This is a genomic window from Pelagibius sp., assembly GCF_028281305.1.
Taxonomy (GTDB): domain Bacteria; phylum Pseudomonadota; class Alphaproteobacteria; order Kiloniellales; family Kiloniellaceae; genus Pelagibius.
Window position 1 is genome coordinate 64,696 of the sequence record NZ_JANQKD010000087.1, and the last position, 23,397, is coordinate 88,092.

Sequence of the window (23,397 nt, forward strand, 5' to 3'; positions counted from 1 at the left end):
GCCTCTCCTGCGGGCCAACGTCGGCGCTCCATCTCAGCCCGGCACACACTCTTGCGTTGGCGAGGTTCTAACACTCATCCTGCGCTTTACCGAGGCTGAATGCGGGGCCTTCTCTGCTATGAGCTATCGGATACTACGAAATCCTCCCGCCGGATGCCGTGGCGGCGAAGCTTGTCGTAGAGGGTCTTGCGGGAGAGGCCGAGGGCTTCGTAGGTGGCCTTGAGGCTGCCGCCCTGGCGCTGCAGTTCGGCCTCCAGGATCGCCTTTTCGACGCTGTCCAGGCGCGCGGCCAGAGGCCCTTCGGCCGGCGGATCGAAGCCGTTGCCCGGCCCCGGCAGCGTGTCGGAAAGGCCGAGAACGAAGCGGTCGGCGGCGTTGCGCAGTTCGCGCACGTTGCCGGGCCAGTCGTGGGCCAGCAGCGCCGCCAGCCGCTGGCCGTCGAGTTCCGGAATTTCGCGGCGATAGCGCGCCCGCGCCTCGCGCGCCAGGTGATGGAACAGCAGGGGAATGTCGTCGCGGCGCTCGCGCAGCGGCGGGATCGCCAGGGTGACGACGTTCAGGCGGTAATAGAGGTCCTCGCGGAACCGCCCGGCGCGGCAGGCCTCTACAAGATCCTCCTTGCTGGCGGCGACGAAGCGCAGGTCGAGGGCGATGGCGGTGTTGGAGCCCAGGCGCTCGATGGCGCGCTGTTCGATGGCGCGCAGCAGCTTCACCTGCAGGTCCAACGGCATGGACTCGATTTCGTCCAGCAGCACCGTGCCGCCGTCGGCGAACTCCAGCTTGCCGATGCGCTGGCGCTGGGCGCCGGTGAAGGCCCCCGCCTCGTGCCCGAAGAGCTCGCTCTCGATGATCTCCGCCGGCAAGGCCCCGCAGTTGATGGCGACGAAGGGCCCCCGGGCGCGGGGGCCGAAGTCGTGCAGGGCGCGGGCCACCACCTCTTTGCCGCTGCCGGTCTCCCCCGTGATCAGCACATCGGCATCCGTGTCCGCCAGGGCATGAAGCTGTTCACGTAGATGTTGCATCGCCGGCGTGCGGCCGACCAGCCGCGCGTCGAGACCGCTGTCGGTCTCCAGTTCCTCGCGCAGGGCCCGGTTTTCCAGCACCAGGCGGCGCTTTTCCAGGGCGCGGTCGACGACGCTCGCCAGGTGGGAGGTGTCGAAGGGCTTTTCGATGAAATCGTAGGCCCCGGCGCGCATGGCCTCCACCGCCTGGGGCACGTCGCCGTGGCCGGTCACCAGCACCACCGGCAGGCCCGGATCGATCTCCAGCGCCCGGCGCAGCAGCGCAAGGCCGTCCATCCCCGGCATCGTGATGTCGGTGACCAGAACGCCATAAAAGCTGCGGCTGAGCAGCGGCTCGACCTGACGCGCGGAAGCAAAGCAGGACACCTGATGTCCGCACAACTCCAGGCCCTGCTGGACGGCGTGGCGCAGCGGTTCCTCGTCGTCGACGAAGAGGACGGTGGCCCCGTTTGCAGCGGCGGTCACGGCAGCGGTGCCCCGGTCGGCACTGTCATCACGCCGGCTCCAGCACCGGCGCGGGGGCCGGCAGGAGCGGCAGTTCCACGGTGAAGAGCGCGCCGCCGTCGCGGTGGTTCTCGGCACGGATCGCGCCCTCGAAATCCTTCACGATGTTGTAGGAGATGGAGAGCCCGAGGCCGAGGCCCTTGCCCACGTCCTTGGTGGTGAAAAAGGGATCGAAGATGCGGTCGATCTGGCCCGGATCGATGCCCGGTCCGTGATCGCGCAGCGCAAGCACAACCTTGCCATCGGACTCGCGCACGGCGATCTCGATCCGCGGCCGCTCCTGCCCCTCCATGGCGTCGAGCGCATTGGCGACGAGGTTGAGGATGACATGCTGCAGGCGTACGCGCCCGGCCCGCACCCGCAGGCTGCGGTCCGCCTGCGTCACCGTCACCTCGGCACCGGCACGCTCCAGCCGGATGCGCAGGAAGTCCAGGGTGTCGTCCAGAACCTCGGCCACCCTCAGCGGGCGCAGTTCGCTGCGCGGCTTGCGGGCGAAGGTCATCAGGTGCTTGCTGATCTCCGCCATGCGCCCGGTCAGGGTCTTGATGCGGCTCAGGTTCTCGCCGGCCTCCGCGTGACGCTCCCGCTCGATCAGCAGGCGCGCGTTGTCGGCATAGGAGCGGATGGCCGCCAGCGGCTGGTTGAACTCGTGGCTGAGGGCCGCCGACATCTGGCCGAGGGCGGCCAGCTTGCCGGCCTGCACCAGGTCGTCCTGCGCCTGACGCAGGTCGGCCTCGGCAGCCTCGCGTTCGCCGATCTCGCGGGCGAGCTGCAGGTTGGCGGCCGTCAGGTCAGCGGTGCGCTCGACCACGCGACGCTCCAGCTCCTCCGACGCGCGGCGCTGGTAGGCGATGCGCTCCACCAGACGGCCACGGCGCTGCGCAATGAGGGTGGCGATCAGCACGGTGATGAGGCAGGCGAGACCGGCCACCAGGCCCGCCGTCAGGCTCTGGGAGCGGGCGAGATCTGTGGAGGCCAGCACGCTGACGGTCCAGCCCGCCGCCGGCATCTCGCGCGAGACCATGAGGTACTCGGCGGCGGAGCCGCCGTCGGCGGCACTGATGGACAGCAGGCGCGCACCGGCGGCGCCGGCCGTCTCCCCGATCTGACCGCGCTCGGCGATGTCGAGGGGCCGCAGGTCGACCGCCTCGTAGCGGCGGTTTTCGGCAATGGCCTGCCGCGCGGCGTCGTCGAGGGGCGCGAGGCTGCGGAAGCGCCAGGCGGGCCGGCTGGAGATGAAGATGACGCCGTGCGGATCGCTGACGATCACCCCCTCGTCTTTGGCGGTCCAGGAGGCCTCGATATCGGCGAGGCTGATCTTCACGACGACGGCGCCGAGAACCTGGTCATCTGCCGAGACCTGATAGGCGAAGTAGTAGCCGCGCCGGCCGGAGGTCGTGCCGAGGGCGAAGTAGCGGCCCAGGCGCCCTTCCATGGCTTCCTGGAAGTAGGGCCGGTAGCTGAAGTTGTGGCCGACGAAGGGCCGCTCGCTGTTCCAGTTGCTGGCCGCGAAGGTGAAGCCCTCGGCGTCCATGAAGTAGGTGTCTTCCGCCTCGGTCAGGCGGTTGAAGCTCTCCGTCAGCAGATTGGCGCGGGCCTGGCTTTCCGGATCGCGCGAACGGCGAAAAAGCTCGACCACGTCGCTGCGCAGCGCCAGCAGGGTCGGCACGGACTGATAGCGGCCGAGGGCACCGGCCAGATTGCTGCTGTAGAGATCGAGCCTGGCCAGCGCCCGCGTATGGGTCTGGTCGAGGAACAGGGCGGAGGCCCAGACCCAGGTGACGGCGACCACGATCCCGGTCGCCGCGGCGGCGGCAGCCAGCCCCAGCGCCGCCCTGTGCCAACGGCGCGGGCTTTCCATGCGCGCTTCCACAGGCGGCCCTTCCCCGCGACCCTGCTTCACCGGATGCCCGCCGTCAGCTCTTGAAGAAGGCGTCCGCGCCGGAGCGATAGGACTTCTTGGCGGCGATCTTTTCCTCGACCCGCGCGACTTCGGCCTGCAGTTCGGCCAGGTACTCCTCAAGCTGTTCGACGCCCAGGCTGTCCAGATCCCGGGGCTTGGGCGCCTGCTTGCGGGGTTCCAGGTCTTCGATGTCCATAGGCTTGCACTCCCTTGCCCGCGCGCCCTTCCCTGCCCCTTATGCGGGCGCCCCTTCTCGGCTGGGGCGGGCGCTTGATTTTTTGCGCCTGCACTATACTAACTCGCCCAAACGAAAGCGATTCTCCCGAAATCACCCGCCGGAGCCCCCACCATGAGCCAGAGCCTGCCCGAAAGCATGACCGCCATTGAGATCCGGGAGCCCGGCGGCCCGGAGGTTCTGGTGCCGGCCAACAGGCCGCTGCCGCAGCCGGCGGCGGGCGAGGTGCTGATCCGGGTGGCCGCGGCGGGCGTCAACCGGCCGGACGTGCTGCAGCGCATGGGCGGCTATCCGCCGCCGCCGGGGGCCTCCGACATCCCGGGGCTGGAGGTCGCCGGGCAGGTCGTCGCCCTGGGCGAGGGGGCCGAGGGCCTGGCAGTGGGCGATGCGGTGACCGCCCTGGTGACCGGCGGCGGCTACGCCCAGTACTGCGCCGCCCCGGCGGTCCAGTGCCTGCCGGTGCCCAAGGGATACGACATGAACCGGGCCGCGGCCCTGCCCGAAACCTTTTTCACCGTCTGGGTGAATGTCTTCCAGCGCTCGGCGCTCAAGGCCGGGGAGACCTTCCTGGTCCACGGCGGCACCTCAGGCATCGGCACCACGGCGATCCAGCTGGCCAAGGCCCTGGGCGCCCGCGTCTTCGCCACCGCCGGCTCAGCCGAGAAGGTGAAAGCCTGCGAGGACCTGGGCGCGGACCGCGGCATCAACTACCGCGAGGAAGACTTCGTTGCGGTGGTGAAGGAGGCGACCGAGAGCAAGGGCGTCGACGTCATCCTGGACATGGTGGGCGGCGACTACGTGCAGCGCAATCTGAGGTCCCTGGCGCCGGACGGGCGGCTCAGCTTCATCGCCTTCCTCGGCGGCCCCAAGACCCAGGTCGATTTCACCCCGGTGCTGCTGAAGCGCCTGACCATCACCGGGTCGACCCTCAGGGCCCGCTCGGTGGATTTCAAGGCCGAGGTCGCCGCCGCCCTCAAGGAAACCGTCTGGCCGCTGCTGGACAGCGGCGCCATTGCCCCGGTCATGGCCGCCAGCTTCCCGCTGGAGCAAGCGGCCCAGGCCCACGCCCTGATGGAGTCCAGCAGCCATATCGGCAAAATCGTGCTGACCACCGGTTGAGCCCCGGAAATTCTTCAAAGGCAGCTTTATTCCCGCCCGGCGGGCGCTTATATTGGCGCTATTCCCACGACGGCAAGCCTTGCCGCCGGCCCGGGCGCAGGGAACTGCGCCGGGCGGAAGAGAGGAGGATTGATGTCTCTACCCCTGATGCCGAAGGCGACCGCCGTCTGGCTGATCGACAACACCGGCCTGAGCTTCGAGCAGATCGCCGATTTCTGCGGCCTGCATATGCTGGAAGTGCAAGGCATTGCCGACGGCGAGGTGGCCATGGGGATCCAGGGCCTGGACCCCGTCACCGCGGGTGAGCTGACGCGCGAGGAGATCGTCCGCTGCGAAGCCGACCCCAAGGCCAAGCTGACCATGGCGAAGAGCGACCTGCCGCAGCCGGTGAAGCGGACCAAGGGCCCGCGCTACACCCCCGTGGCCAAGCGCCAGGACAAGCCCGATGGCATCGCCTGGCTGGTGCGCCATCATCCGGAGCTGAAAGATTCCCAGATCGCCCGGCTGATCGGCACCACCAAGACGACCATCCAGGCGGTGCGGGAGCGGACCCACTGGAATTCCCCCAACATCCGCCCGCGCGACCCGGTGCTGCTGGGGCTCTGCGGCCAGGTCGACCTCAACGCGGCGGTCGAAAAGGCGCGCAAGGCGGCGGAGAAGGCAGGCATCACCCTGCCCAAGCCGGACCTGGAGCCGGAGGCGCCTCTACCCGAGGCCAGCGAGCCGTCGGACAACCCCTTCTCGCTGGAAAACTTCGGCTTGCCGAAGGACGCCAACTGACGGGCCGCCGGCTCTGCCGGCGATATCACCACAGCCCAGCCCGACTTGCCGGGACCCGGGAAGGCGGGAGCGCCGACAGGAACTCCCTGCCTGTCTGGAAACGTCTGCCCTGGTTCTCGGCGGAAAAGACGCCATCTAACCGGATAAGGGCGGTCGGACTCGGGGGATGGTTTCCGGGGACGATCGGCCCGTTCCCCGAGATCCCCTGACGCTGGAGTGATGCCCATGACCGCCTGGCCGGATATTCCCTACGCACGCTGGAAGGACACCGGCGCCAGCCTGCACATGTGGAGCCAGATCGTCGGCAAGTTCCGTCTGGCCCAGACCCCCTGGATCAACCATTCCTGGCAGGCGACCTTCTACGTGACGGGCCGCGGCCTCGGCACCTCGCTGATCCCGGGGAGCCCGGCAGGCTACGACATCGCCTTCGACTTCCTCGACCACCAGCTGACCGTCGATACCACGGACGGCCGCCGCGAAACCCTGGCGCTTGAGCCGATGTCGGTGGCGGACTTTCACAGCCGGTTACTGGCGCTGCTGGGGAAGCTCGGCGCCCCCACGGATATCCACCACGCGCCCAACGAAGTGCCGGAGCCCATACCCTTCCGCCAGCAGACCGACCCCGGCGCCTACGACCCGGCGGCGGCGCAGGACTTCTGGCGGGCGCTGCTGGCCATCGACGGTGTCTTCAAGCAGTTCCGCACCGGCTTCCTCGGCAAGGTGAGCCCGGTGCACTTCTTCTGGGGCAGCTTCGACCTCGCTGTCACCCGCTTCTCCGGCCGCCCGGCCCCCCTGCACCCCGGCGGCTTTCCCGCCCTGCCCGACACGGTGACGCGGGAGGCCTATTCCCACGAGGTCAGCTCCGCCGGCTTCTGGCCGGGCGGCGGCGGCATCGAGGAACCGGCCTTCTATGCCTACGCCTATCCGGTGCCGGAGGGTTTCGGCGACATGCCGGTCCGCCCCGCGGAGGCCTACTTCCATAAGGAGCTAGGGGAGTTCGTCCTGCCCTACGACGCCGTGCGCAAGGCCGCCGACCCGGAAACCGCACTGCTCGCCTTCCTGCAGTCGACCTACGAAGCCGCGGCGGAGCGCGGGGCCTGGGACCGCGCGGCGCTGGACTGCCCCTTGGGCCAGCCGCGCATTCCGCGCGCCGTTGCCTGAGGCCTTAACCCCCAGATCTTATGCAAGGTCGAACAGCAAGACCTCGCAATCGGAGCGGGCGGTCACGGCGCAGGTCGCCCCATCTCCAAGGTCCTGGCCTTCAAACTGCAGCCCGTCGCCGGCACTGAGCGTCTCGCCGGCAATTTCGATGCGCCCGGAGACCACCTGCAGGAATCCGGCACGCCCCGGCGCAAAACTGTAAGCGGCTTCCCGGCCATCCTCCAGGCGCGCCAACAGAAGACTGGCGTCCTGGTGCAGCCGGACCCGGCCCGGCCCACCGCCGGGCGCGGCGATGGCGGCGAAGCGGTTCGCCGACTGTGCTGGATCGAAAGCGGTCTGCTCGTAGGACGGCGCGAGGTCACGCCGTTCCGGCAGCACCCAGATCTGCAGGAAGTGCACAGGCTCCTCTGCCGAAGCGTTCATTTCCGAGTGGGTGATGCCGCTACCGGCGGACATGCGCTGAATGTCCCCAGCCCGGATGGTCGATCCGTTGCCGAGCGAGTCCCGGTGCGCCAGCGCGCCGAAGACCACATAGGTCAGGATCTCCATGTGCTCGTGGTCATGGCTCGGAAAGCCGGCCCCCGGGATCACACGATCTTCGTTCATGACGCGCAGGCTGCGATGGCCCATGCGTCCGGGATCGTGAAAGGCGCCGAAAGAAAAGGTATGACGGCTGTCCAGCCAGCCGGTCTGCGTACGGCCCCGTGAAGACCCCTCGTGCAAAAGCGCCATCCTTCTCCTCGACCCCCGGCGAAAGCCCAAGCTGCTGAGCAGGCTGAAAGTCTAGCCCATCCGGCGTGCAGGGGCACGCGGCGCGAACCGGGGCGGAAGGACGGGCCGGCCGGGCGTGGCTTCGCTTATCCGCGCCCGGCCTTTGACGGAACGGGCGATCAGCTCCCCGGCGTGAAGGTGAGGGTTATGGTGTCCGCCGGGCGCTTCCACCCGGAGACTTGTATGCGGCTGAAGCTGAGGTCGTCGTCGGTGGTGCTGCAGAAAAAACTGATGTGGATGTCGTCGCTGTCGGCGCTTTCGGCGACGATCTGGTGCGGAAAGCTGCCGCCGGAGATCGGGTTTTCGCTGTCGCCATTGCGGCGCAGGGGAACGCCCATGATGTCGATGGACTCGTGGACGCCGAAGCCGTCGGTCGGCCCGAGGAGGTTGCCGCTGCGCGTAAAGAAGCGCTCGGCATCGATCTCCAGGTGATTGATATGGAAGCTGTTGAAGCCGGTTTCCGGCACGCCCGGCGGCACTGTCAGAAACAGCACGGAGGTCACCACGAAGTGCCCCTCTTCGCCGTCGCTGTCGATCTCCAGGTCGACGGTCGATGTCCCCGTTCCGGCGCTGTCGCAGAGCCCGCCCGTGGTGTCGACCACTTTGAACGGCACGACGACGGCATCCAGCTTTGCGTTCAGGTTCTGCAGTTGATTGATCACCGGACCGACCTGCGCGGCGGCGTCTTCGGCGGGCAGGGATACAAGCGCCAGCAGGCCGGCGGCCAGCACCGGCAAGGATCTTTTGAACATAGGTTTCTCTCCCACGGATTTGCGGCTGTCTTCATGCGGCCGCAGGGAGGTTTGCCTGGCTGCCGTCTGCGCGCTGTGACGGAAACCACAGGCAGCCCGCGCCACAGCGCCGCTTGACCTGCGATTCGGCTGTAACCGCGCGACGCGGCCACCCCGAAAGGATGGCGCATCAGCACAAAGGGGTCAGCAGGGCGCACCGCGGTCAGGCAGTACGGACACCGGGAATCGCCGAGACGGCCTCGGCCATATGATCGAGGAAAGCGGCAAGGCGCCGGCGTTGGCGGCGCGCCGGCAGGTAGGCCGCATGGATGGTGAGAGCCGGCGCCCGCCAGTCGGGCAGAACGTCAACCAACGCACCTGTTTCAAGCTCCCGCTCGACGAACCAGCGCGGCAGGACCGCGTAGCCGATGCCGAGCAACGCCGCCTTGTGGACGGCGAAGATGTTGTTGGTCGCCAGCGCGACCCGGGCTGCAACGGTCGCTTGGCGCCCCCTGGCCGTCGACAGGGGAATCGTGCCGGCCTCGAAGGGTTCGAGCGCGGCACAGGGCAACGCGGCCAGGTCGCTGGGCCCTGCAATCCTCTTGCCGCCCATCAGTTCCGGCGCCGCCACGATCATGCGCTCGACCTTGCCGAGCGGGCGCACGACCAAGCTGTCATCGGGAACGGGCCCGATCTTGATCCAGAGGTCGCAGCCGATCTCGGCGAAGCGGATGGCCGCGTCCTCCAGCAGCCAGGTAACGCCGACGGCGGGGTGCGCCTGCTGGAAGCGTAAGGCGGCGTCGGCCAGGTAGAGCTGGCCGAGGGCGACCGGGGCGACCACTTTCAGGCCGCCGCGCAATCCGCCTGAGTCCTCGGCAAAGCGCTCCACCAGACTGTCCCAGGCGGCGATCAATCCCCGCGCCTCGGCGAGGCAGTCCTGCCCGGCCGGGGTCAAGGCAAGCGCGTGGGTGGTCCGCCGGATCAGCTCCGCCCCCAGCCGCTCCTCCAACTCCTTCAACTGACGGCTGGCCGAGGCCTGGGACATGCCCAGGTCCCGCGCCGCCGCGGAGATCGAGCCCCGCTCAGCAATACGGGCAAAGGTCTCCAGCAGGGTCAGGCGGTCGAGGCTTTTGCTCATACGTATTACGTATAACTATCCCTCTTCTATACCGTCTACCGCAAATGCCGAGATCCGGCCATCTTCTCCCCCGTGAGCGCGGTTATCGCGCCCGTGAGAGGAGACAAAGCCATGACAGAGATCGCCAAAACCTTCCGGATCGGGGGCGAGATTGAGGTGAACCGCCTGGGCTACGGCGCCATGCGCCTGACCGGCCAGCCGGGCAACTTCGGCCCCTACGAAGATTGGCAGGGTGGCCTTGCCCTGCTGCGCCGCGCCGCGGAGCTGGGCGTGAATGTCTTCGACAGTGCCTGGGCCTATGGGCCCGAAGCCGCCGACCGCATCGTCGGCGAGGCCCTGGAGGACCGCGATGTCGTGATCGCCACCAAGGGCGGTGTCGACAAGCCGGCCCCGGGCACCATCGTGACCGACGGATCGCGCGACACGCTGCTGCGCCAGATCGACAAGGCGCTGGTCAACCTGCGCCGCGACCGCATCGATCTCTTCCAGCTTCACCGGGTCGATCCGGAGACCCCCATCGAAGTCTCCGTCGCCGCCCTGGCGGAGGCGAAGGCCGAGGGGCGCATCCGCCACATCGGCCTGTCCAACGTCACGCGCGCGCAGCTTGACCGGGCCCTCGCCGTCGCCCCCATCGCCAGCGTGCAGAACCGCTTCAACATGGCGGAGACCGATGCGGAGGCCCTGGTCGACTACACGGCAAAAAAAGGTATCGCCTTCATTCCTTACGGCCCGCTCGGCGCCAGCCCGATGCAGCGGGGCGCAAAGCTGGCGCCGCGCGAAGCGCTGGCCTGGCTGCTGAAGCGCTCCCCCAACATCGTCGTGATCCCCGGCACCACGTCGATCGCACACCTCGAAGAGAACCTGACGGCCTGGGACCTCGTCTGAAGGGCCAGCCAAGGAGACGCCACCATGACAACGCTTACCGACGCCAAGGCTGCCGCACAGGCCCAAGGTCCGCGGCCCGACCCATTGGCACAGATCCGCGCCGAGCACGTGATGATCTCGACCGGCGACTACGCCGGCACCATCGCCTGGTACCGCGAAAAGCTCGGTTTCCGCGTGAAACATGAATGGACCGTGCCGAAGTTTCCCGGCGTTCAACTGGCCTACATCGAGTTGAACGGTTTCGTCATCGAGGTGGTCGGCACGCCGAACGCGTTTCAGGAACGTAAAGCGCCACCAGATCTCGAAACCGCCCTCAGCGACCGCGGCTTCGGACACCTGGCATTCCTGGCCGCCGACGTCGATGCCGTCGCCGAGGAACTGAGCCGCCGCGGCGTCGAGGCGGTGCTGCCGCCGACCAGCTTCCCCGATGCCGGCCGCCGCGTGCTCTTCGTTCAGGACAATAACGGCAACTTCATCGAGTTCGTGACCCCGCTCTCCGCCTACAGCGAGGAGGATGCGTGATGGGCAAGGCCCGCGAGCGCGCCGTGATCGAAGCCGTCCGGGCCGTCACCCCTGCGGGCCAGCAAGGAAGCTGACCACTGCCCTCAGGAAGGTGGCGCGTCCCCATGCGGCCCGGTCGAGATGCACGAAGTGTGTCGCCTGCGGGATCTGCACGACGGAGACACGCCCGGACTGCCGGCTCTCCAGATGGGCCTGCAACAGGGCCAGGTCCTCAGGCCGCGACCAGAAATCGCCTTCGGAGCGGAGGATCAGCGCATCGGCGGCGATGAGGCGGGCATCCCAGAGCGTCGCTCCCGTCGCCAGCAGGAAGCTGTCCGCCATGGCGCCGGAGGGCGCGCGGAAGGACGGCGGGTCGCGCTCGGCGGCGGTCGGGTCGCTGGCCAGCGCCGCCGCCACATAGGCTTCTGCGACGGCCGGGTCACGCCAGGCCGTCTTGTCCTCCAGCGGGATCGAGCGGTCCCAGCCGGGCAGCAGGCTGTCGGCCGTGTTGAGACGGTAGTTCTGGAAGCGCGCGAGATTGAAGCGGTCCGGGTTCTCCGGGTCGGCGAGGCGGGAGCCCTTGCCGATGCGCGGATGCTCCGGCGTGTAGCCGTAGAGCGTGTTGTAGAAGACCAGCTTCGACACCCTCTGCGGATGGAGACTCGCATAGTGACCGGCCCAATGCCCGCCGGTCGCCCAGCCGAGGATCGCGACCTGCTCGGCCCCGCTGCGTGTCCGCACCGCATCGACGGCAGCGGCGAGATCGCGCACGGCCTCGCCGGAACGCACAAGGGGCTCTGTGACCGCCCGCGGCTGGTTCATTGCCGCCGGCCGTGTGGACGCGCCGTAGCCGCGCAGGTCCACGATGTAGACCGCCAGGCCCTCCGCCGCGAGGTCCGCCGCCAGGCTGCCGCCGGGCAGCGGAAGATCAAAGGAGGGCACGCCCGGCACCCGCGCCCCGTGCAGCAGGATCACCGGATCGCCGCGGCGCTCCGCCGTACCGTTAGCCACTGCTGCGTCGACCACCTCGCGGATGCCGATCTCGATGCCCGGTTCGGAAAGCGCGGTAAAGGACTGGCGCTGGATGTCGGCAAAAGCTGAAGAAAACGCTGCCGTGGACAGAAAGGCCGCCGCACCCGCGGCGAGGGTCGCCCGCATTATGATCGATCTCCTTTGCCGGTCGTTGACAGCGCCTATATAGGAGGTCTGACCGATATCGTAGAAATACCGATTTTGGCTCAAGAGATAGGGAAAACAGATCACATGAACAGCCTGGATCACCCGACACTGCGCCAGTTTCTCGCCGTCGCCGAGGCGGGCACGCTGCGCGCCGCGGCCCGGCGCCTGAACATGAGCCAGCCCCCTCTCACGGCGCGGATCCGGCTGCTGGAAGACCGTCTCGGCGTGCAGCTTTTCGAGCGCAGCGTGAAGGGCATGCGCCTGACGCCGGCCGGGACGGCGCTGGCGGAGGACGCCCGCGCGCTGCTGGGCGCGCTGGCGCGGGCGAAGGCCGCCGCCGGAGAAGCGCAGCCCCTGCGCATCGGCTTCGTCTCGGCTGCGCTCAGCGCTGCCGTTCCGGATCTTCTGCGCGGCCTTTCGGCGCGCAATGCGCCGACACCGCACCTGCAGGAGATGACCACGCCGCAGCAACTGGAGGCCCTGGAATCCGGCGCCCTCGACGTCGGCCTGCTGCATCCGCCGGCGCGCAGGCTGGAGGGCTTCGAAAGCCGGCCGCTGGGCCGCGATCCCTTTTGGGCCGCCCTGCCGTCAGACCACCGCCTGGCGCGGCGGCGCGCGCTGCGCTTCGCCGAGATCGCACGGGAGCCCTTCATCCTGTTCCCCAAAGATCAGGGCCCGGCGCTGCACGAGACCATCGAGACGCTGGCGAAAGACGCCGGCGCGACGCTTAGGGTCGTCGCGGAGGCGGCGCGGGCGCACAGCCAGCTTTCCCTCGTCGCCGGCGGCCTCGGCGTCGGCCTCGTCACCCGTGCGACGGCGGCGCAGATGACCATCCGCGGCGTCACCGTCGTACCGCTGAAAGACACCGCCGAGCGGCTGTTCGTGGAGCTTCACCGGCTGGCCGTGCCCGAGAAAGTGGTAACGCTGACCGAACTCGTCGCCCCTGGCCGCACAGGCGGAAAGTGAGTTTTCCCACATCTCGCCGGGATGGACCGGACTAATGCTCAACCTGGGGCGGCAGACGCAACGCTGCACTGCCGCCACCGGTCCGTGGGGGACCGTCAACAAGGGGGAGCACAAGGAATGGCTGGGGAATCTTTCGCCGGCAGGGCCAAGAAGTGGCTGGTCAAGACCGCACTCAAGGCCGTGGTCGCGGTGCCGCCGCTGCATCGCCGTCTGAATCGGAAACTCATCAACTCCTATGCCTATGCCGCCGGGCTGCGCCCGCGCCCGTTTTCCATGGCGGCGCCCTACACGACCTGGCGCGGACTGACCGACCGGCGTTACTCCGGGCGGCATATTCCGGAGGCCGAAGCCCACACCGCCGCTCTTCCCCCTCTGGAAGAGGTCGCGGCCCTGTTCCGCAAGACCGAGGACCGGCGGGCCAGCGATACCAGCCTGCTGTTCCCCTTTTTCGCCCAATGGTTCACCGACAGTTTCCTGCGCACCAAGTGGAAGCACCCGGACGAACAGGACTTCGCCGAGAACGAAAGCAACCACGAGATCGATCTCTGCCAGATCTACGGGATCTCCGAAGAGCAGACCCGCATGCTGCGCGCCGGCAGGGGCGGCCGGCTGAAGAGCCAGATGATCGACGGCGAGGAGTTTCCCGTGCCGCTGTTCGAGGAACGCGATGGGCGGCTGGAGTTGCACCCGGACTTCACCGGCCTCTACAGCAAGGCGAACTTCGACCGCGTCTTCGCCAATGCCGGCGATGCCCATAAGAAGACCTGCTTTGCCGTCGGCCTGGAGCATGGCAACTCGACCCTCGGCAACACCGTCATGAACACCCTTTTCCTGCGCGAGCACAACCGCATCGCCGGCATTGTCGCGCAGGCCCATCCGGACTGGGACGACGAGCGCCTGTTCCAGACGGCGCGCAACGTCTGCATCGTGCTGCTGCTGAAGATCGTCATCGGCGACTACATCGTCCACATCGCGCCGGCGGACTTTCCGCTGATGGTCGTGCCCGGCATGGCGGAGCGGGAGCGCTGGTACCGCACCAACTGGATCGCTGTCGAGTTCGCCCTGCTTTACCGCTGGCACGATCTCATTCCCGCAACGGTCTCCTTCGCGGGCGAGACCCGCGACTCCAGCGCGCTGCGCCACGGGAATGGCTGGTTGCTGGAGGTCGGCGTCGAACGGGTCTGCCACGATGCCTGCCGCCAGCTTGCCGGCAAGATCACCCTTGGCAACACGCCGGACTTCCTGATGAAGGTGAAGGAAAGCAGCCTCGAAATGGCGCGCGGCTGCGCGCTGGCGCCCTACAACGCTTACCGCAAGCACTACGGCAAGGAGCCCGCGACGAGCTTCGAGGACCTCACCCGCGACCCGGTCTTAGCCAAGAAGCTCAAGGAGGTTTACGGCGACATCGACGCTCTGGAATGGTTCGTCGGCATATTCGCCGAAGCCTATGACGATGCGGAGATGATGGGCGACCTGCTGAAGACCATGGTCGCGAACGACGCCTTTACCCAGGCCCTCACCAACCCGCTGCTGGCCGAAGCGGTTTACAACGCCGAGACCTTCTCCGCGGAGGGTCTGGAGATCATCGAGACCACCAGCCGGCTGGCCGACATCATCGTCCGCAACACGGCCATCGCGGACGCCGGTAGCGTCGGCTTCAAGTACCGCGCCGCCTAGTCCGCGAAGGAACGCCTAGTCGGGCACCGGCACCGTGTAGTTGAGGCCGAGGCGGCCGCCGTCGGCGTAGAGGGTCTGGCCGGTGATGTAGCTGGAATCGGATGAGGCCAGGAAGACGGCGACGTTGCCCATCTCCTCCGGCTCGCCCAGGCGGCCCATGGGGGTGCGCGACATCAGGCGCTTCCAGGCCTCCGGATCGGCGTTCACCGCGCTCACCATCGGCGTGTTGATGGAGCCGGGGCCGACGGCGTTCACCCGAACGCCCTTCTCCGCCAGCGCCAGAGCCATCACCTTGGTGAGCTGGTTCACCCCGCCCTTGGCGACGCAGTAGGGCGTGATGCTGGGGATCGCCACCACCGCGTTGATCGACGACATGTTGATGATGGTGCCCTTGCTGCCGTCGGCGCGCGGGCTCTGCGCCACCATGCGGCGCGCCGCGGCCTGGCCGCAGAGAAAGACACCCTTCAGGTTGACGCGGATGACGGCGTCGAAGTCCTCTTCGGTGAAATCGAGGAAGTCGCCGGCCTTGACGATGCCGGCATTGGCGACCATGCAGTCGAGGCGCCCGAAGGCGGCCACCGCGGAGTCCACCAGCGCCTCCACCGCCGCCTTTTCGCCGACATCGCAGGCGACGAAGACCGCCTCCGCCCCCTCGGCCTGCAGCGCTTCGGCCGCCGCCTCGCCCTGGTCGCGGTCGACGTCGGAGAGCACCACCCTGGCGCCCTCGGCGGCGAAGCGCTTCGCGCAGCCCAGCCCGATCCCTCCGGCCGCACCGGTCACCACCACCACCTGATCCTTTACGCGCATACCATAGATCCTCTTACTGTGCTTCGCGGACCGCTAAACGGAGCCGCGGCTTCATCCTTCGAGACGGGCTTTCAGCCCTCCTCAGGATGAGGTCACGTCGAAAGCCTCACCCTGAGGAGCGATCCGCAGGATCGCGTCTCGAAGGGCGAGGCAAGGCCCTTTGTACGGCCTGTCAGAGTGCCCCCGGCCTTATAACGCGTCAGCCGCCCTTGGGAAAACCGATGCCGGCCAGCGATTCCCGGATTTCATCGAGGATCACCGGGTCGTCGATGGTGGCCGGGGTCTTGAAGTCCTCGCCGTCGGCGATCTTGCGCATGGTGGCGCGCAGGATCTTGCCGGAGCGGGTCTTGGGCAGGCGCTTGACCACCGTGGCGTTCTTGAAGGCCGCCACCGGGCCGATGCGGTCGCGCACCATCTGCACCACCTCGTCGGTGACCGCGCCGTCGCCGGCCCCGGCCTTCAGCACCACGAAGCCGACCGGCAGCTGGCCCTTCAGGCTGTCGGCGACGCCGATGACGGCGCATTCGGCAACGTCCGGGTGGGCGGCCAGCACCTCCTCCATCGCGCCGGTCGAAAGCCGGTGGCCGGCGACGTTGATGATGTCGTCGGTGCGCGCCATGACATGGACGTAGCCGTCCTCGTCGATGATGCCGGCATCGCCGGTTTCGTAGTAGCCGGGGAAGTTGGCGAGGTAGGACTTGGTGTAGCGCTCCTTGGCGTTCCACAGCGTCGGGAAGGTTCCCGGCGGCATGGGCAGCTTGCCGGCCAGCGCGCCGATGGTGCCCGCCGGCACCTCGTGGCCTTCGGAGTCCAGCACCTTCAGGTCCCAGCCCGGCATGGGCCGCGTCGGCGAGCCCGGCTTCACCGGCAGCAGTTCGAGGCCCAGGCAGTTGGCGGCGATGGCCCAGCCGGTCTCGGTCTGCCACCAGTGATCGATCACCGGCACCTTCAGCTTCTCTTCCGCCCAGGCGAGGGTGTCCGGGTCGCAGCGCTCGCCGGCCAGGAAGAGGGCGCGGAAGTGGCTGAGGTCGTACTGCCCCATGTAGTCGCCTTCCGGATCCTGCTGGCGGATGGCGCGGAAGGCTGTCGGCGCGGTGAAGAGGCTGACCGCCTTGTGCTGGCTGATCACCCGCCAGAAGGCGCCGGGGTCGGGCGTGCCCACGGGCTTGCCCTCGTAGAAGATGGTGGTGGCGCCGTGCAGCAGCGGCCCATAGACGATGTAGGAATGGCCCACGACCCAGCCGACGTCGGAGGCGGACCAGTACACCTCGCCGGGATCGATGTTGTAGAGGTTCTTCATCGTCCACTTCAGCGCCACCGCGTGGCCGCCGTTGTCGCGCACGATGCCCTTGGGCTGGCCGGTGGTGCCGGAAGTGTAGAGGATGTAGAGCGGATCGGTGGCGGCCACCGGCACGCAGGGATGCGGCGCTGCCGCCGCCACGGCCTTCTCCCAGTCCTCGTCGCGCCCGGGGGTCAGCGCGGCCGTGGCCTGCGGGCGCTGCAGAATGAGGCAGGCGTCCGGCTTGTGGGCGGCCATGTCGATGGCGGCGTCCAGCAGCGGCTTGTACTCGATGACCCGGTTGACCTCGATCCCGCAGGAGGCGGAGAGGATGGCCTTGGGTGCGGCATCGTCGATGCGCGTCGCCAGCTCGTTGGCGGCAAAGCCCCCGAAGACCACGGAGTGGACGGCGCCCAGGCGCGCGCAGGCCAGCATGGCAACGGCGGCTTCGGGGACCATGGGCATGTAGACGATGACCCGGTCGCCCTTGGCGACGCCGCGGGCCGCCAGCGCCCCTGCGAGCCGCGCCACCTGGTCCTGCAGCTCGGCGTAAGTAATGCTGCGGATCGTGTCGGTGACCGGGCTGTCGTAGATGATCGCCGCCTGCTCCCCGCGGCCGCTCTCGACGTGGCGGTCGACCGCGTTGTGGCAGGTGTTCAACTCCCCGCCCGGGAACCAGCGATAGTAGGGCGGGTCGCTGTCGTCCAGCACCCGGTCCCAGGTCTTCGTCCAGTCGATGTCAGCCGCCGCGGCGGCCCAAAAGCCCTCGGGGTCGGCCGCCGCCGCCCGGTAAACCTCGTCGAAACGCCCCATGATGCTTCCGCTCCCTGAATGCCCCGATGCCAGCCTTGCCCAGCTTGTCTTAGGCCCCCTTCCTGGAAGCCCAAGCATAGGCGGCTGACGACGGAAACGAAAGCCGCCCGGCAGCCGGCACCGACCCATGCCGCTCTGCGACAAAACGCCCCGGGGCCCCGGTTTCGCTCGCATTCCTAATCCTGAGTGAATAACTCAGCTATGCCGTAAGAACCGAACCATTCGAGCCAAAAAAGGACCCCTTTCCGTGCGCTACCTTCCCTATGCCGTGGGCGGCTTCATGCTGCTGCCCTTCGCCATCTGGCTGGCCTTCTGGAGCCTCTTTCCCGGGCCCAAGCACGGCCTGGACGTGCCCCTGGTGAGCGCCATGCTGGCCACCTCGATGCCGCTGGTGCTGTGGTTCTTCGTCGCCAATCTGGGCTTCCTCGCCAACTCCATCGGCGGCGGCGACCAGTACGACCGGCCGGACTTCCGCCCGGTGCGCGGCCTCGTCGCCCTGCTGCCCTGGGCGGCGCTGGCGCTGGGCGTACTGAGCCAGCCCTTCCTCTTCCTGCAGGGGGAAGTCAACGCGCTGATGCCACTGCCGCTGCTCACCGGCGCGGCGATCTTCTTTGCCATCCGCAGGGGCGAGCAGGCGCGCACCGCCGACCGCGCCCTCTGCAAGCCGCAGAGCCAGCCGCAGGACGCGCCGGCCGAAGAGGCACCCGCCCGGCCCTCCGCCCTCGCCCGGCTCGGCGGCTTCTGCCTGAAGCTGGTCTATGCCGTGCCTCTGGTTGGCTGGCTGATCGAGGACGCGGTCAAGGGCCGCGAAAGCGCCAAACTGTTCCTGGCGCTCAATGTCTTCATCCTGGCGGCCGCGGCCGTGGCGGTCTTCGGCTACCCGGCCCTCATCGTGATGGCCCTCGCCCTGGTGCCGATCGTCTTCGCCGGCATCTTCTGGACCACTTGGGCTTAGGGGCTGGGCTTAGGGGCTGGGCTTAGGGGAAAGCATCTAAAGGTGAGGCTTGGACGACCGCCTGGACGGCGGCATGGACGGCGGCGGCGCCGCACCCAGCAAGCAGTCCAGGACCTCGTCCCAGCTCTCCACGCGGGTAACGGCCGGCAGGTGGCGCGCATTGGCCGCCACCTCCGCCTCCTGCGGGCGGAAGAGCAGGCGGTTGGGCACGCTTTCCAGATAGCCCAACACCTCTAGACGGTCGTCGATGAAGTGGGTGATGCCCAGGTCCTTGCAGATCGGCGCCTTCTCATGGCGCTTTCGGCAGAAGTGCAGGCGTGCGGGATCGAGCCCCGCCCGTGCGTAGACCAGATGATGGCTGAGCCACTCGCGGGTGCGCGCTTCCGTGCGGGCACCACACTTCGAGACCAGAAAGATGTTCTCGCCGAAGCGCGCGTCAGCCAGGCGCTGCAAAGCCTCGATTGCGCCCGGTAGGGCCGGGGTCTTCAGATAGTTGTCGCTGAAGAACGAGGTGTCGGCCGCGGCACACACGCCTTCGATAATGACGCCGCCGATATCGACGCCTAAACGTTCCATTTCTTCTCTCCATTCATAAACTCTGCCAGCAGGGGGCCGGGGCTTTTCGGCCCCGGCCCCGCCGGCAACCCGGCGGGGAGCCGGCGCGCCTGACCGTCCGGGACGTACCCGTCAGGTCTTGCGCGGCCGGATCCGCACCAGATCCTCCAGCACGCCGTCCATGCCGTTTCCGACGACGACGTTGCCGACCTTCTCGGACACCTTCTCAAGCGCCTCGAGTTCCTTCAGCCGCAAGAGGATGGGATTGTCCTCCATCAGCTTTGCGGTGTTCAGCAGGGACCGCGTGGCCGCGGTCTCCTCCCGCCGCTTGATGACGTTGGCCTGGGCGGTCTTCTCCGCCTCGATGACCCGGTTCATCAGCTCCCGGACGTCGCCCGGCAGGATGACGTCCTTCACACCGACGGAGGAGACCTCCAGCCCCGCCTCGCCCAACTTGGGCAGCAGCAGGTTTGCGATCGCCTGGTTGATGCCCAGCTTGTCGCCGAGCAGCTCCTCAAGCGTCCGCGTGCCCACCACCTGCCGCAGCGCGAACTGAAGCTCCTTGTAAAGGAAGTCCTTCAGGTCCGCGGTCAGGGCCACCGCCTTCAGCGGGTCGGCGACCCGGTAGACGGCGGTGATGTTGGCCCGCAGGCCGATCCGGTCCTTGGTCAGAACCTCCTGGCCGGTCACCTCCAGGGTCTGCAGCCGCAGATCGAAGGTCACAACCTGGATCTTCCGCAAGGCCTTCACGAAGGCGTAGCGGCCGGGGGTCAGCCGGGACTGCAGCACGCCGTCGACGTAGAGCAGGCCCACGTGGTCTGAGACCACCTCGGCGATCGCCACCAGGCTCTTGGAGACCAGGTCCTGCGCCGCCAGCCGCGCCAGGGGCGCAACCAGCCGCTCGGGCAGAGCGATCTCCGTGGCGGCGTCGATCACCTCCAGGCTCACCGGCCGCAGCAGCTTGCCGTAGAAGGCGACGCTGCGCGGCGCCACCAGCCCGGCCAGCTTGCCGTTGGCGTAGACCACCCCCAGCTCCCCGTCGCCCATGTCGGCGACCAGGAAATAGGTCTGAACCACTTGCGGGTGGGTCAGGTAGAGCGCCTGCAGTTCCGGCGCCTTGACCAGCGGCGCCCGCAGGTCGAGCTTCACGACCTCGATCTGGCCCTGGCCCCGCAGCATCCGGTAGACGCCCGGCTCCAGCACCTTCTGGAAGGCCCGGTCCCGATACAGGAGACCGAGCTCGTAATCGGCAATCTTCTCGGTCTTGATAACCATCGAACTACTCCTTGTTCTTCAAATGTCTTTCTTTCGCCCTCGCGGAGGACCGGAACCTTCTTGTGCTGGGCCCCGCTGCGGGGGGCCGGAAAAGTTCCAAATGAATGAAGATGTCGGATCACCGGAAGAGCGCCGGCCGCAGCTGCTGGTCGGTCCCTGCGTTCTCCCTCCCCCGCCCGAGCGGCGCCCCGGGGTGCCGTGCCACCGGCGCCCCTCCGCTCCGAAGAGCAGCGGGCGCGACCTGCGGCACGGCGTGCCGAAGCGCCTGACGGGCAGGGTTGGAGAGCGCGGCGGGACCGCGCGGAAGCAGACCGCCGCCTGGCCCCTGCCCGTCACCGCCGCGGCAGCCGAAGCTGCCAACGCAGGTGTCCGGACGGGACCTGGCCCTCTTCCGGCATCCTTCGTTTCGAGATCAGCTTTACAGGCTGAGTCGGATGGGAGGATTCGAACCCCCTACCGCTGGATTCTTGTCCAGTGCTCTAACCAATGAGCTACATCGCGTAAGGGTCACAGGAGTCGAACCTGTTCCTCCGGACCTGAAAGTCCGGCGCTCTCCGCTGAGCTAAACCCCTGGGTGGTACCGCTTCGGGTAACCCGAAACGCTGCTCGACACACGCGGGGCACATTACGGACGCCGGGCGCGCCGGCCGGGCTTTCGGAGCCCGGACCATAGAGCGGTCAAAAGTACCTAACGAATGTGGCCCCGGATCTCTCGCGAGGGATGCCTTCGTCGGTTGCTATGTGGTGCTTGGTGCTTTCATCATCCTGCTCCCCTTCTCTTGTTTGTCGGGGCAGGACACGCGCAAGGACGCGGGTCTAGACCCCGGTGGTGATGCCCTCAAAGGGGCTTTCGAGATGGTCTCTCATTGACATGAGACGGTCTCTTTCGCGCGTTGACCGGCGGCGGGATTGCCGTCGGGTTCGAGGGGTATAGGCCGGATGGGATTCGGAAATCAACCGCAAACCGGAAGTTGAGAGCGGAAAAGACCGAAGCGGAAAGCCGAATGTGAACAGTGATGAAGAAAGTTGCGCCGCGCGCGGGGAGCCGTTACCTCTTCTTGCACAACAAACGAGAAGCTGCGGTCAACGCGGCGTCTGGGACAGAGTTCAAGAGATGGACAGCCGCACCAATCCCTTCGAGGAGGGCCTCGCCAGAGGTCCGTCCAATTACGAGTCGCTTTCGCCGCTGAGCTTCCTGCCGCGCGCCGCGGCGGTCTATCCCGGCCGCACCGCCGTCATCCACGGCGACCAGCGCTATACCTGGGCGCAGGTTTACGAACGCTGCCGCCGGCTCGCCTCGGCGCTGACCAAACGCGGCATCGGCGCGGGCGACTGCGTTGCCGTGATGGCGCCCAACACGCCGCCGGCGCTGGAGGCGCACTTCGGCATCGCTGCCGCCGGCGCTGTGCTGAACGCCCTCAACGTGCGCCTGGACGCCGCCACCATCGCCTTCATCCTCAACCACGGCGAAGCCAAGGTGCTGATCACCGACCGCGAGTTCTCGCCCACCATCAAGACAGCCCTGGCCCAGGTGGAGCGCGACATCCTGGTGATCGACATCGACGACCCTTCAGGCGAGGGCGGCGAGCTCATCGGCGAGACCGACTACGAGAGCTTCCTCGCCTCGGGCGATGCGGACTTTCCCTGGCGGCTGCCCGACGACGAGTGGGACTCGCTCTCCCTGCTCTACACCTCCGGCACCACCGGCAACCCCAAGGGCGTGGTCTATCACCACCGCGGCGCCTATCTGAACGCGCTGGGCAACATCCAGGTCTGGAGCATGGGCGCGCACCCGGTCTATCTCTGGACCCTGCCGATGTTTCACTGCAACGGCTGGTGCTTTCCCTGGACGATCACCGCGCTGGGGGGGACCCACGTCTGCCTGCGCCAGGTGCGCGCCGATGCGATCTATGCGGCCATCGCCGAGCACGGCGTCACCCATCTCTGCGGCGCGCCCATCGTCATGCAGATGATGCTGAACGCGACGGAGGAGGAAAAGCGCCCCTTCGACCAGCAGGTGAAATTCATGACCGCCGCGGCACCGCCGCCCGCGACTGTGCTGGCCGCCATGACCGACGAGGGCATCGAGGTCACCCATGTCTACGGCCTGACGGAGGTCTACGGCCCCGCGGTGGTCTGTGTCTGGCATGCGGACTGGGACGGCCTCGACATCGAACGGCAGGCCGCGCTGAAAGCGCGCCAGGGCGTCAACTATCCGGTACTGGACGGCCTGATGGTGGCCGACGCCGAAACGCTGGCACCGGTGCCGCGCGACGGAGAGACCCTGGGCGAAGTCTTCATGCGCGGCAACATCGTCATGAAAGGCTATCTGAAAAACCCCGGCGCCACCGAGGCGGCTTTCGACGGCGGCTGGTTCCACACCGGCGACCTGGCGGTCTGGCACCCGGACGGCTACATCGAGCTGAAGGACCGTTCCAAGGACATCATCATCTCCGGCGGCGAGAACATCTCCTCCATCGAGATCGAGAACACGCTCTACCGCCACCCCGCCGTCGCCGGGGCCGCAGTGGTGGCGCGGCCCGACGACAAATGGGGCGAGACCCCTTGCGCCTTCGTCGAGCTGAAGCCGGGCGCGGCGGCAGACGAGGCCGAGATCATCGCCTTCTGCCGCGACAACCTGGCCCGGTTCAAGGCACCGAAGACAGTGGTCTTCGGCCCCCTGCCCAAAACCTCCACCGGCAAGATCCAGAAGTTCGTGCTGCGCGAACAGGCCAAAGCGCTGTAGGTCCCCCCAATGAGAAAACCGCGCCCCCCGGTCCTCACACAGGAGGGCGGGGGACGCGGTTCGTCCCGATTTGCCTGCTTGTCTTCCGTCGCGCCAGCGATTGCTGCTTCTTGCTCCCGGGGGGTTGCCCCCTCTGGCACATGCCTGCCTGGCTGCCGTTTGTCAGCGCCTTGGACTGAGGCTTTGTGTGGGAGTCTCGCTAAGCGTGGCTGTTATGACCTGCGATTTCGTCCTTGATCCGGAGCTTCTCGCGTTTAAGTTCGATTATGCGCAGATCGTCGGGGTGCGGCCTCTGGTTCTCTTCCTCAATTGCATGATCGATGGCCGCATGTTTGCTGAGCAACGAGGAAATACGCTCATCCGCTGTCATTCGGACCTCCAATGAGCCTTAGATA

21 protein-coding genes and 2 tRNA genes are annotated in these 23,397 nt (G+C 67.6%); 9 read left to right on the forward strand and 14 right to left on the reverse strand.

The window, feature by feature from the left end; translation table 11 throughout:
• Positions 1-116: 116 nt before the first annotated feature.
• The 3 genes from Q0982_RS17125 to Q0982_RS17135 are packed head-to-tail and all read right to left on the reverse strand — an operon-like array spanning position 117 to position 3,625.
• On the reverse strand, positions 117-1,487 hold the full coding sequence (locus Q0982_RS17125; RefSeq protein WP_299397509.1) for a sigma-54 dependent transcriptional regulator: 1,371 nt from the start codon (positions 1,485-1,487) through the stop codon (positions 117-119).
• Positions 1,488-1,515: 28 nt separating this feature from the next.
• Positions 1,516-3,387: an ATP-binding protein gene (locus Q0982_RS17130; RefSeq protein ID WP_299397511.1), complete on the reverse strand. Its 1,872-nt coding sequence runs from the start codon at positions 3,385-3,387 to the stop codon at positions 1,516-1,518.
• Positions 3,388-3,442: 55 nt separating this feature from the next.
• Positions 3,443-3,625, reverse strand: a complete 183-nt coding sequence (locus Q0982_RS17135; protein WP_299397513.1) for a DUF1192 domain-containing protein — start codon at positions 3,623-3,625, stop codon at positions 3,443-3,445.
• A gap of 153 nt (positions 3,626-3,778) precedes the next feature.
• Between Q0982_RS17135 and Q0982_RS17140 the strand changes: the two genes are divergently transcribed.
• The 3 genes from Q0982_RS17140 to Q0982_RS17150 all read left to right on the forward strand — a co-directional run bounded on the left by Q0982_RS17140 (position 3,779) and on the right by Q0982_RS17150 (position 6,724).
• Complete coding sequence (locus Q0982_RS17140) at positions 3,779-4,783, forward strand: NAD(P)H-quinone oxidoreductase (protein WP_299397514.1); 1,005 nt, start codon at positions 3,779-3,781, stop codon at positions 4,781-4,783.
• Between the two features lie 132 nt (positions 4,784-4,915).
• Positions 4,916-5,563: a DUF1013 domain-containing protein gene (locus tag Q0982_RS17145; RefSeq protein WP_299397516.1), complete on the forward strand. Its 648-nt coding sequence runs from the start codon at positions 4,916-4,918 to the stop codon at positions 5,561-5,563.
• Positions 5,564-5,788: 225 nt separating this feature from the next.
• Complete coding sequence (locus Q0982_RS17150) at positions 5,789-6,724, forward strand: DUF5996 family protein (protein ID WP_299397518.1); 936 nt, start codon at positions 5,789-5,791, stop codon at positions 6,722-6,724.
• An 18-nt stretch (positions 6,725-6,742) separates the two neighbouring features.
• On the opposite strand, the gene Q0982_RS17155 is transcribed toward Q0982_RS17150, so the two are convergent.
• The 3 genes from Q0982_RS17155 to Q0982_RS17165 all read right to left on the reverse strand — a co-directional run bounded on the left by Q0982_RS17155 (position 6,743) and on the right by Q0982_RS17165 (position 9,364).
• Positions 6,743-7,456: a pirin family protein gene (locus tag Q0982_RS17155; RefSeq protein ID WP_299397519.1), complete on the reverse strand. Its 714-nt coding sequence runs from the start codon at positions 7,454-7,456 to the stop codon at positions 6,743-6,745.
• Between the two features lie 158 nt (positions 7,457-7,614).
• Positions 7,615-8,247 (reverse strand): hypothetical protein, encoded by a 633-nt coding sequence (locus tag Q0982_RS17160; protein ID WP_299397521.1) that lies wholly within the window; start codon positions 8,245-8,247, stop codon positions 7,615-7,617.
• Between the two features lie 202 nt (positions 8,248-8,449).
• The gene (locus Q0982_RS17165) at positions 8,450-9,364 is read right to left on the reverse strand and encodes a LysR family transcriptional regulator (protein ID WP_299397523.1); all 915 of its coding nucleotides are present in this window, start codon (positions 9,362-9,364) and stop codon (positions 8,450-8,452) included.
• A gap of 111 nt (positions 9,365-9,475) precedes the next feature.
• Here Q0982_RS17165 and Q0982_RS17170 point away from each other — a divergent pair, with 111 nt between their 5' ends.
• Together Q0982_RS17170 and Q0982_RS17175 are read left to right on the forward strand one after the other, a co-directional pair.
• Positions 9,476-10,249 (forward strand): aldo/keto reductase, encoded by a 774-nt coding sequence (locus tag Q0982_RS17170; RefSeq protein WP_299397525.1) that lies wholly within the window; start codon positions 9,476-9,478, stop codon positions 10,247-10,249.
• Between the two features lie 24 nt (positions 10,250-10,273).
• Complete coding sequence (locus Q0982_RS17175) at positions 10,274-10,771, forward strand: VOC family protein (protein WP_299397526.1); 498 nt, start codon at positions 10,274-10,276, stop codon at positions 10,769-10,771.
• Positions 10,772-10,816: 45 nt separating this feature from the next.
• On the opposite strand, the gene Q0982_RS17180 is transcribed toward Q0982_RS17175, so the two are convergent.
• On the reverse strand, positions 10,817-11,908 hold the full coding sequence (locus Q0982_RS17180) for an alpha/beta fold hydrolase (RefSeq protein ID WP_299397528.1): 1,092 nt from the start codon (positions 11,906-11,908) through the stop codon (positions 10,817-10,819).
• Positions 11,909-12,013: 105 nt separating this feature from the next.
• Here Q0982_RS17180 and Q0982_RS17185 point away from each other — a divergent pair, with 105 nt between their 5' ends.
• Positions 12,014-12,895, forward strand: a complete 882-nt coding sequence (locus Q0982_RS17185; RefSeq protein WP_299397530.1) for a LysR family transcriptional regulator — start codon at positions 12,014-12,016, stop codon at positions 12,893-12,895.
• A gap of 117 nt (positions 12,896-13,012) precedes the next feature.
• Positions 13,013-14,572, forward strand: coding sequence for a peroxidase family protein (locus Q0982_RS17190; protein WP_299397531.1), 1,560 nt, complete (start codon positions 13,013-13,015; stop codon positions 14,570-14,572).
• A gap of 15 nt (positions 14,573-14,587) precedes the next feature.
• On the opposite strand, the gene Q0982_RS17195 is transcribed toward Q0982_RS17190, so the two are convergent.
• Entirely contained in the window at positions 14,588-15,379 is a 792-nt protein-coding gene (locus Q0982_RS17195; protein ID WP_299397533.1) for an SDR family NAD(P)-dependent oxidoreductase, read from the reverse strand.
• Between the two features lie 199 nt (positions 15,380-15,578).
• Positions 15,579-17,471 (reverse strand): propionyl-CoA synthetase, encoded by a 1,893-nt coding sequence (locus Q0982_RS17200; protein WP_299397535.1) that lies wholly within the window; start codon positions 17,469-17,471, stop codon positions 15,579-15,581.
• Positions 17,472-17,718: 247 nt separating this feature from the next.
• Between Q0982_RS17200 and Q0982_RS17205 the strand changes: the two genes are divergently transcribed.
• Positions 17,719-18,426 carry a hypothetical protein gene (locus Q0982_RS17205; protein ID WP_299397536.1) on the forward strand — a complete coding sequence of 236 codons (708 nt, stop codon included), beginning with the start codon at positions 17,719-17,721 and terminating at the stop codon, positions 18,424-18,426.
• A 36-nt stretch (positions 18,427-18,462) separates the two neighbouring features.
• Here Q0982_RS17205 and Q0982_RS17210 read toward each other — a convergent pair whose 3' ends face one another.
• From Q0982_RS17210 to Q0982_RS17225, 4 genes are all read right to left on the reverse strand, one after another.
• On the reverse strand, positions 18,463-19,002 hold the full coding sequence (locus Q0982_RS17210; protein ID WP_299397537.1) for a hypothetical protein: 540 nt from the start codon (positions 19,000-19,002) through the stop codon (positions 18,463-18,465).
• A 111-nt stretch (positions 19,003-19,113) separates the two neighbouring features.
• On the reverse strand, positions 19,114-20,256 hold the full coding sequence (locus Q0982_RS17215) for a slipin family protein (protein WP_299397538.1): 1,143 nt from the start codon (positions 20,254-20,256) through the stop codon (positions 19,114-19,116).
• A gap of 430 nt (positions 20,257-20,686) precedes the next feature.
• Positions 20,687-20,757, reverse strand: a tRNA-OTHER gene (locus Q0982_RS17220).
• A tRNA-Glu gene (locus tag Q0982_RS17225) sits at positions 20,758-20,828 on the reverse strand.
• 542 nt (positions 20,829-21,370) lie between these two features.
• Between Q0982_RS17225 and Q0982_RS17230 the strand changes: the two genes are divergently transcribed.
• Positions 21,371-23,002 (forward strand): acyl-CoA synthetase, encoded by a 1,632-nt coding sequence (locus Q0982_RS17230; RefSeq protein ID WP_299397540.1) that lies wholly within the window; start codon positions 21,371-21,373, stop codon positions 23,000-23,002.
• 199 nt (positions 23,003-23,201) lie between these two features.
• On the opposite strand, the gene Q0982_RS17235 is transcribed toward Q0982_RS17230, so the two are convergent.
• A complete protein-coding gene (locus Q0982_RS17235) occupies positions 23,202-23,372 on the reverse strand; it encodes a YdcH family protein (RefSeq protein WP_299397542.1) in 171 nt (56 codons plus the stop codon).
• Positions 23,373-23,397 lie beyond the last annotated feature (25 nt).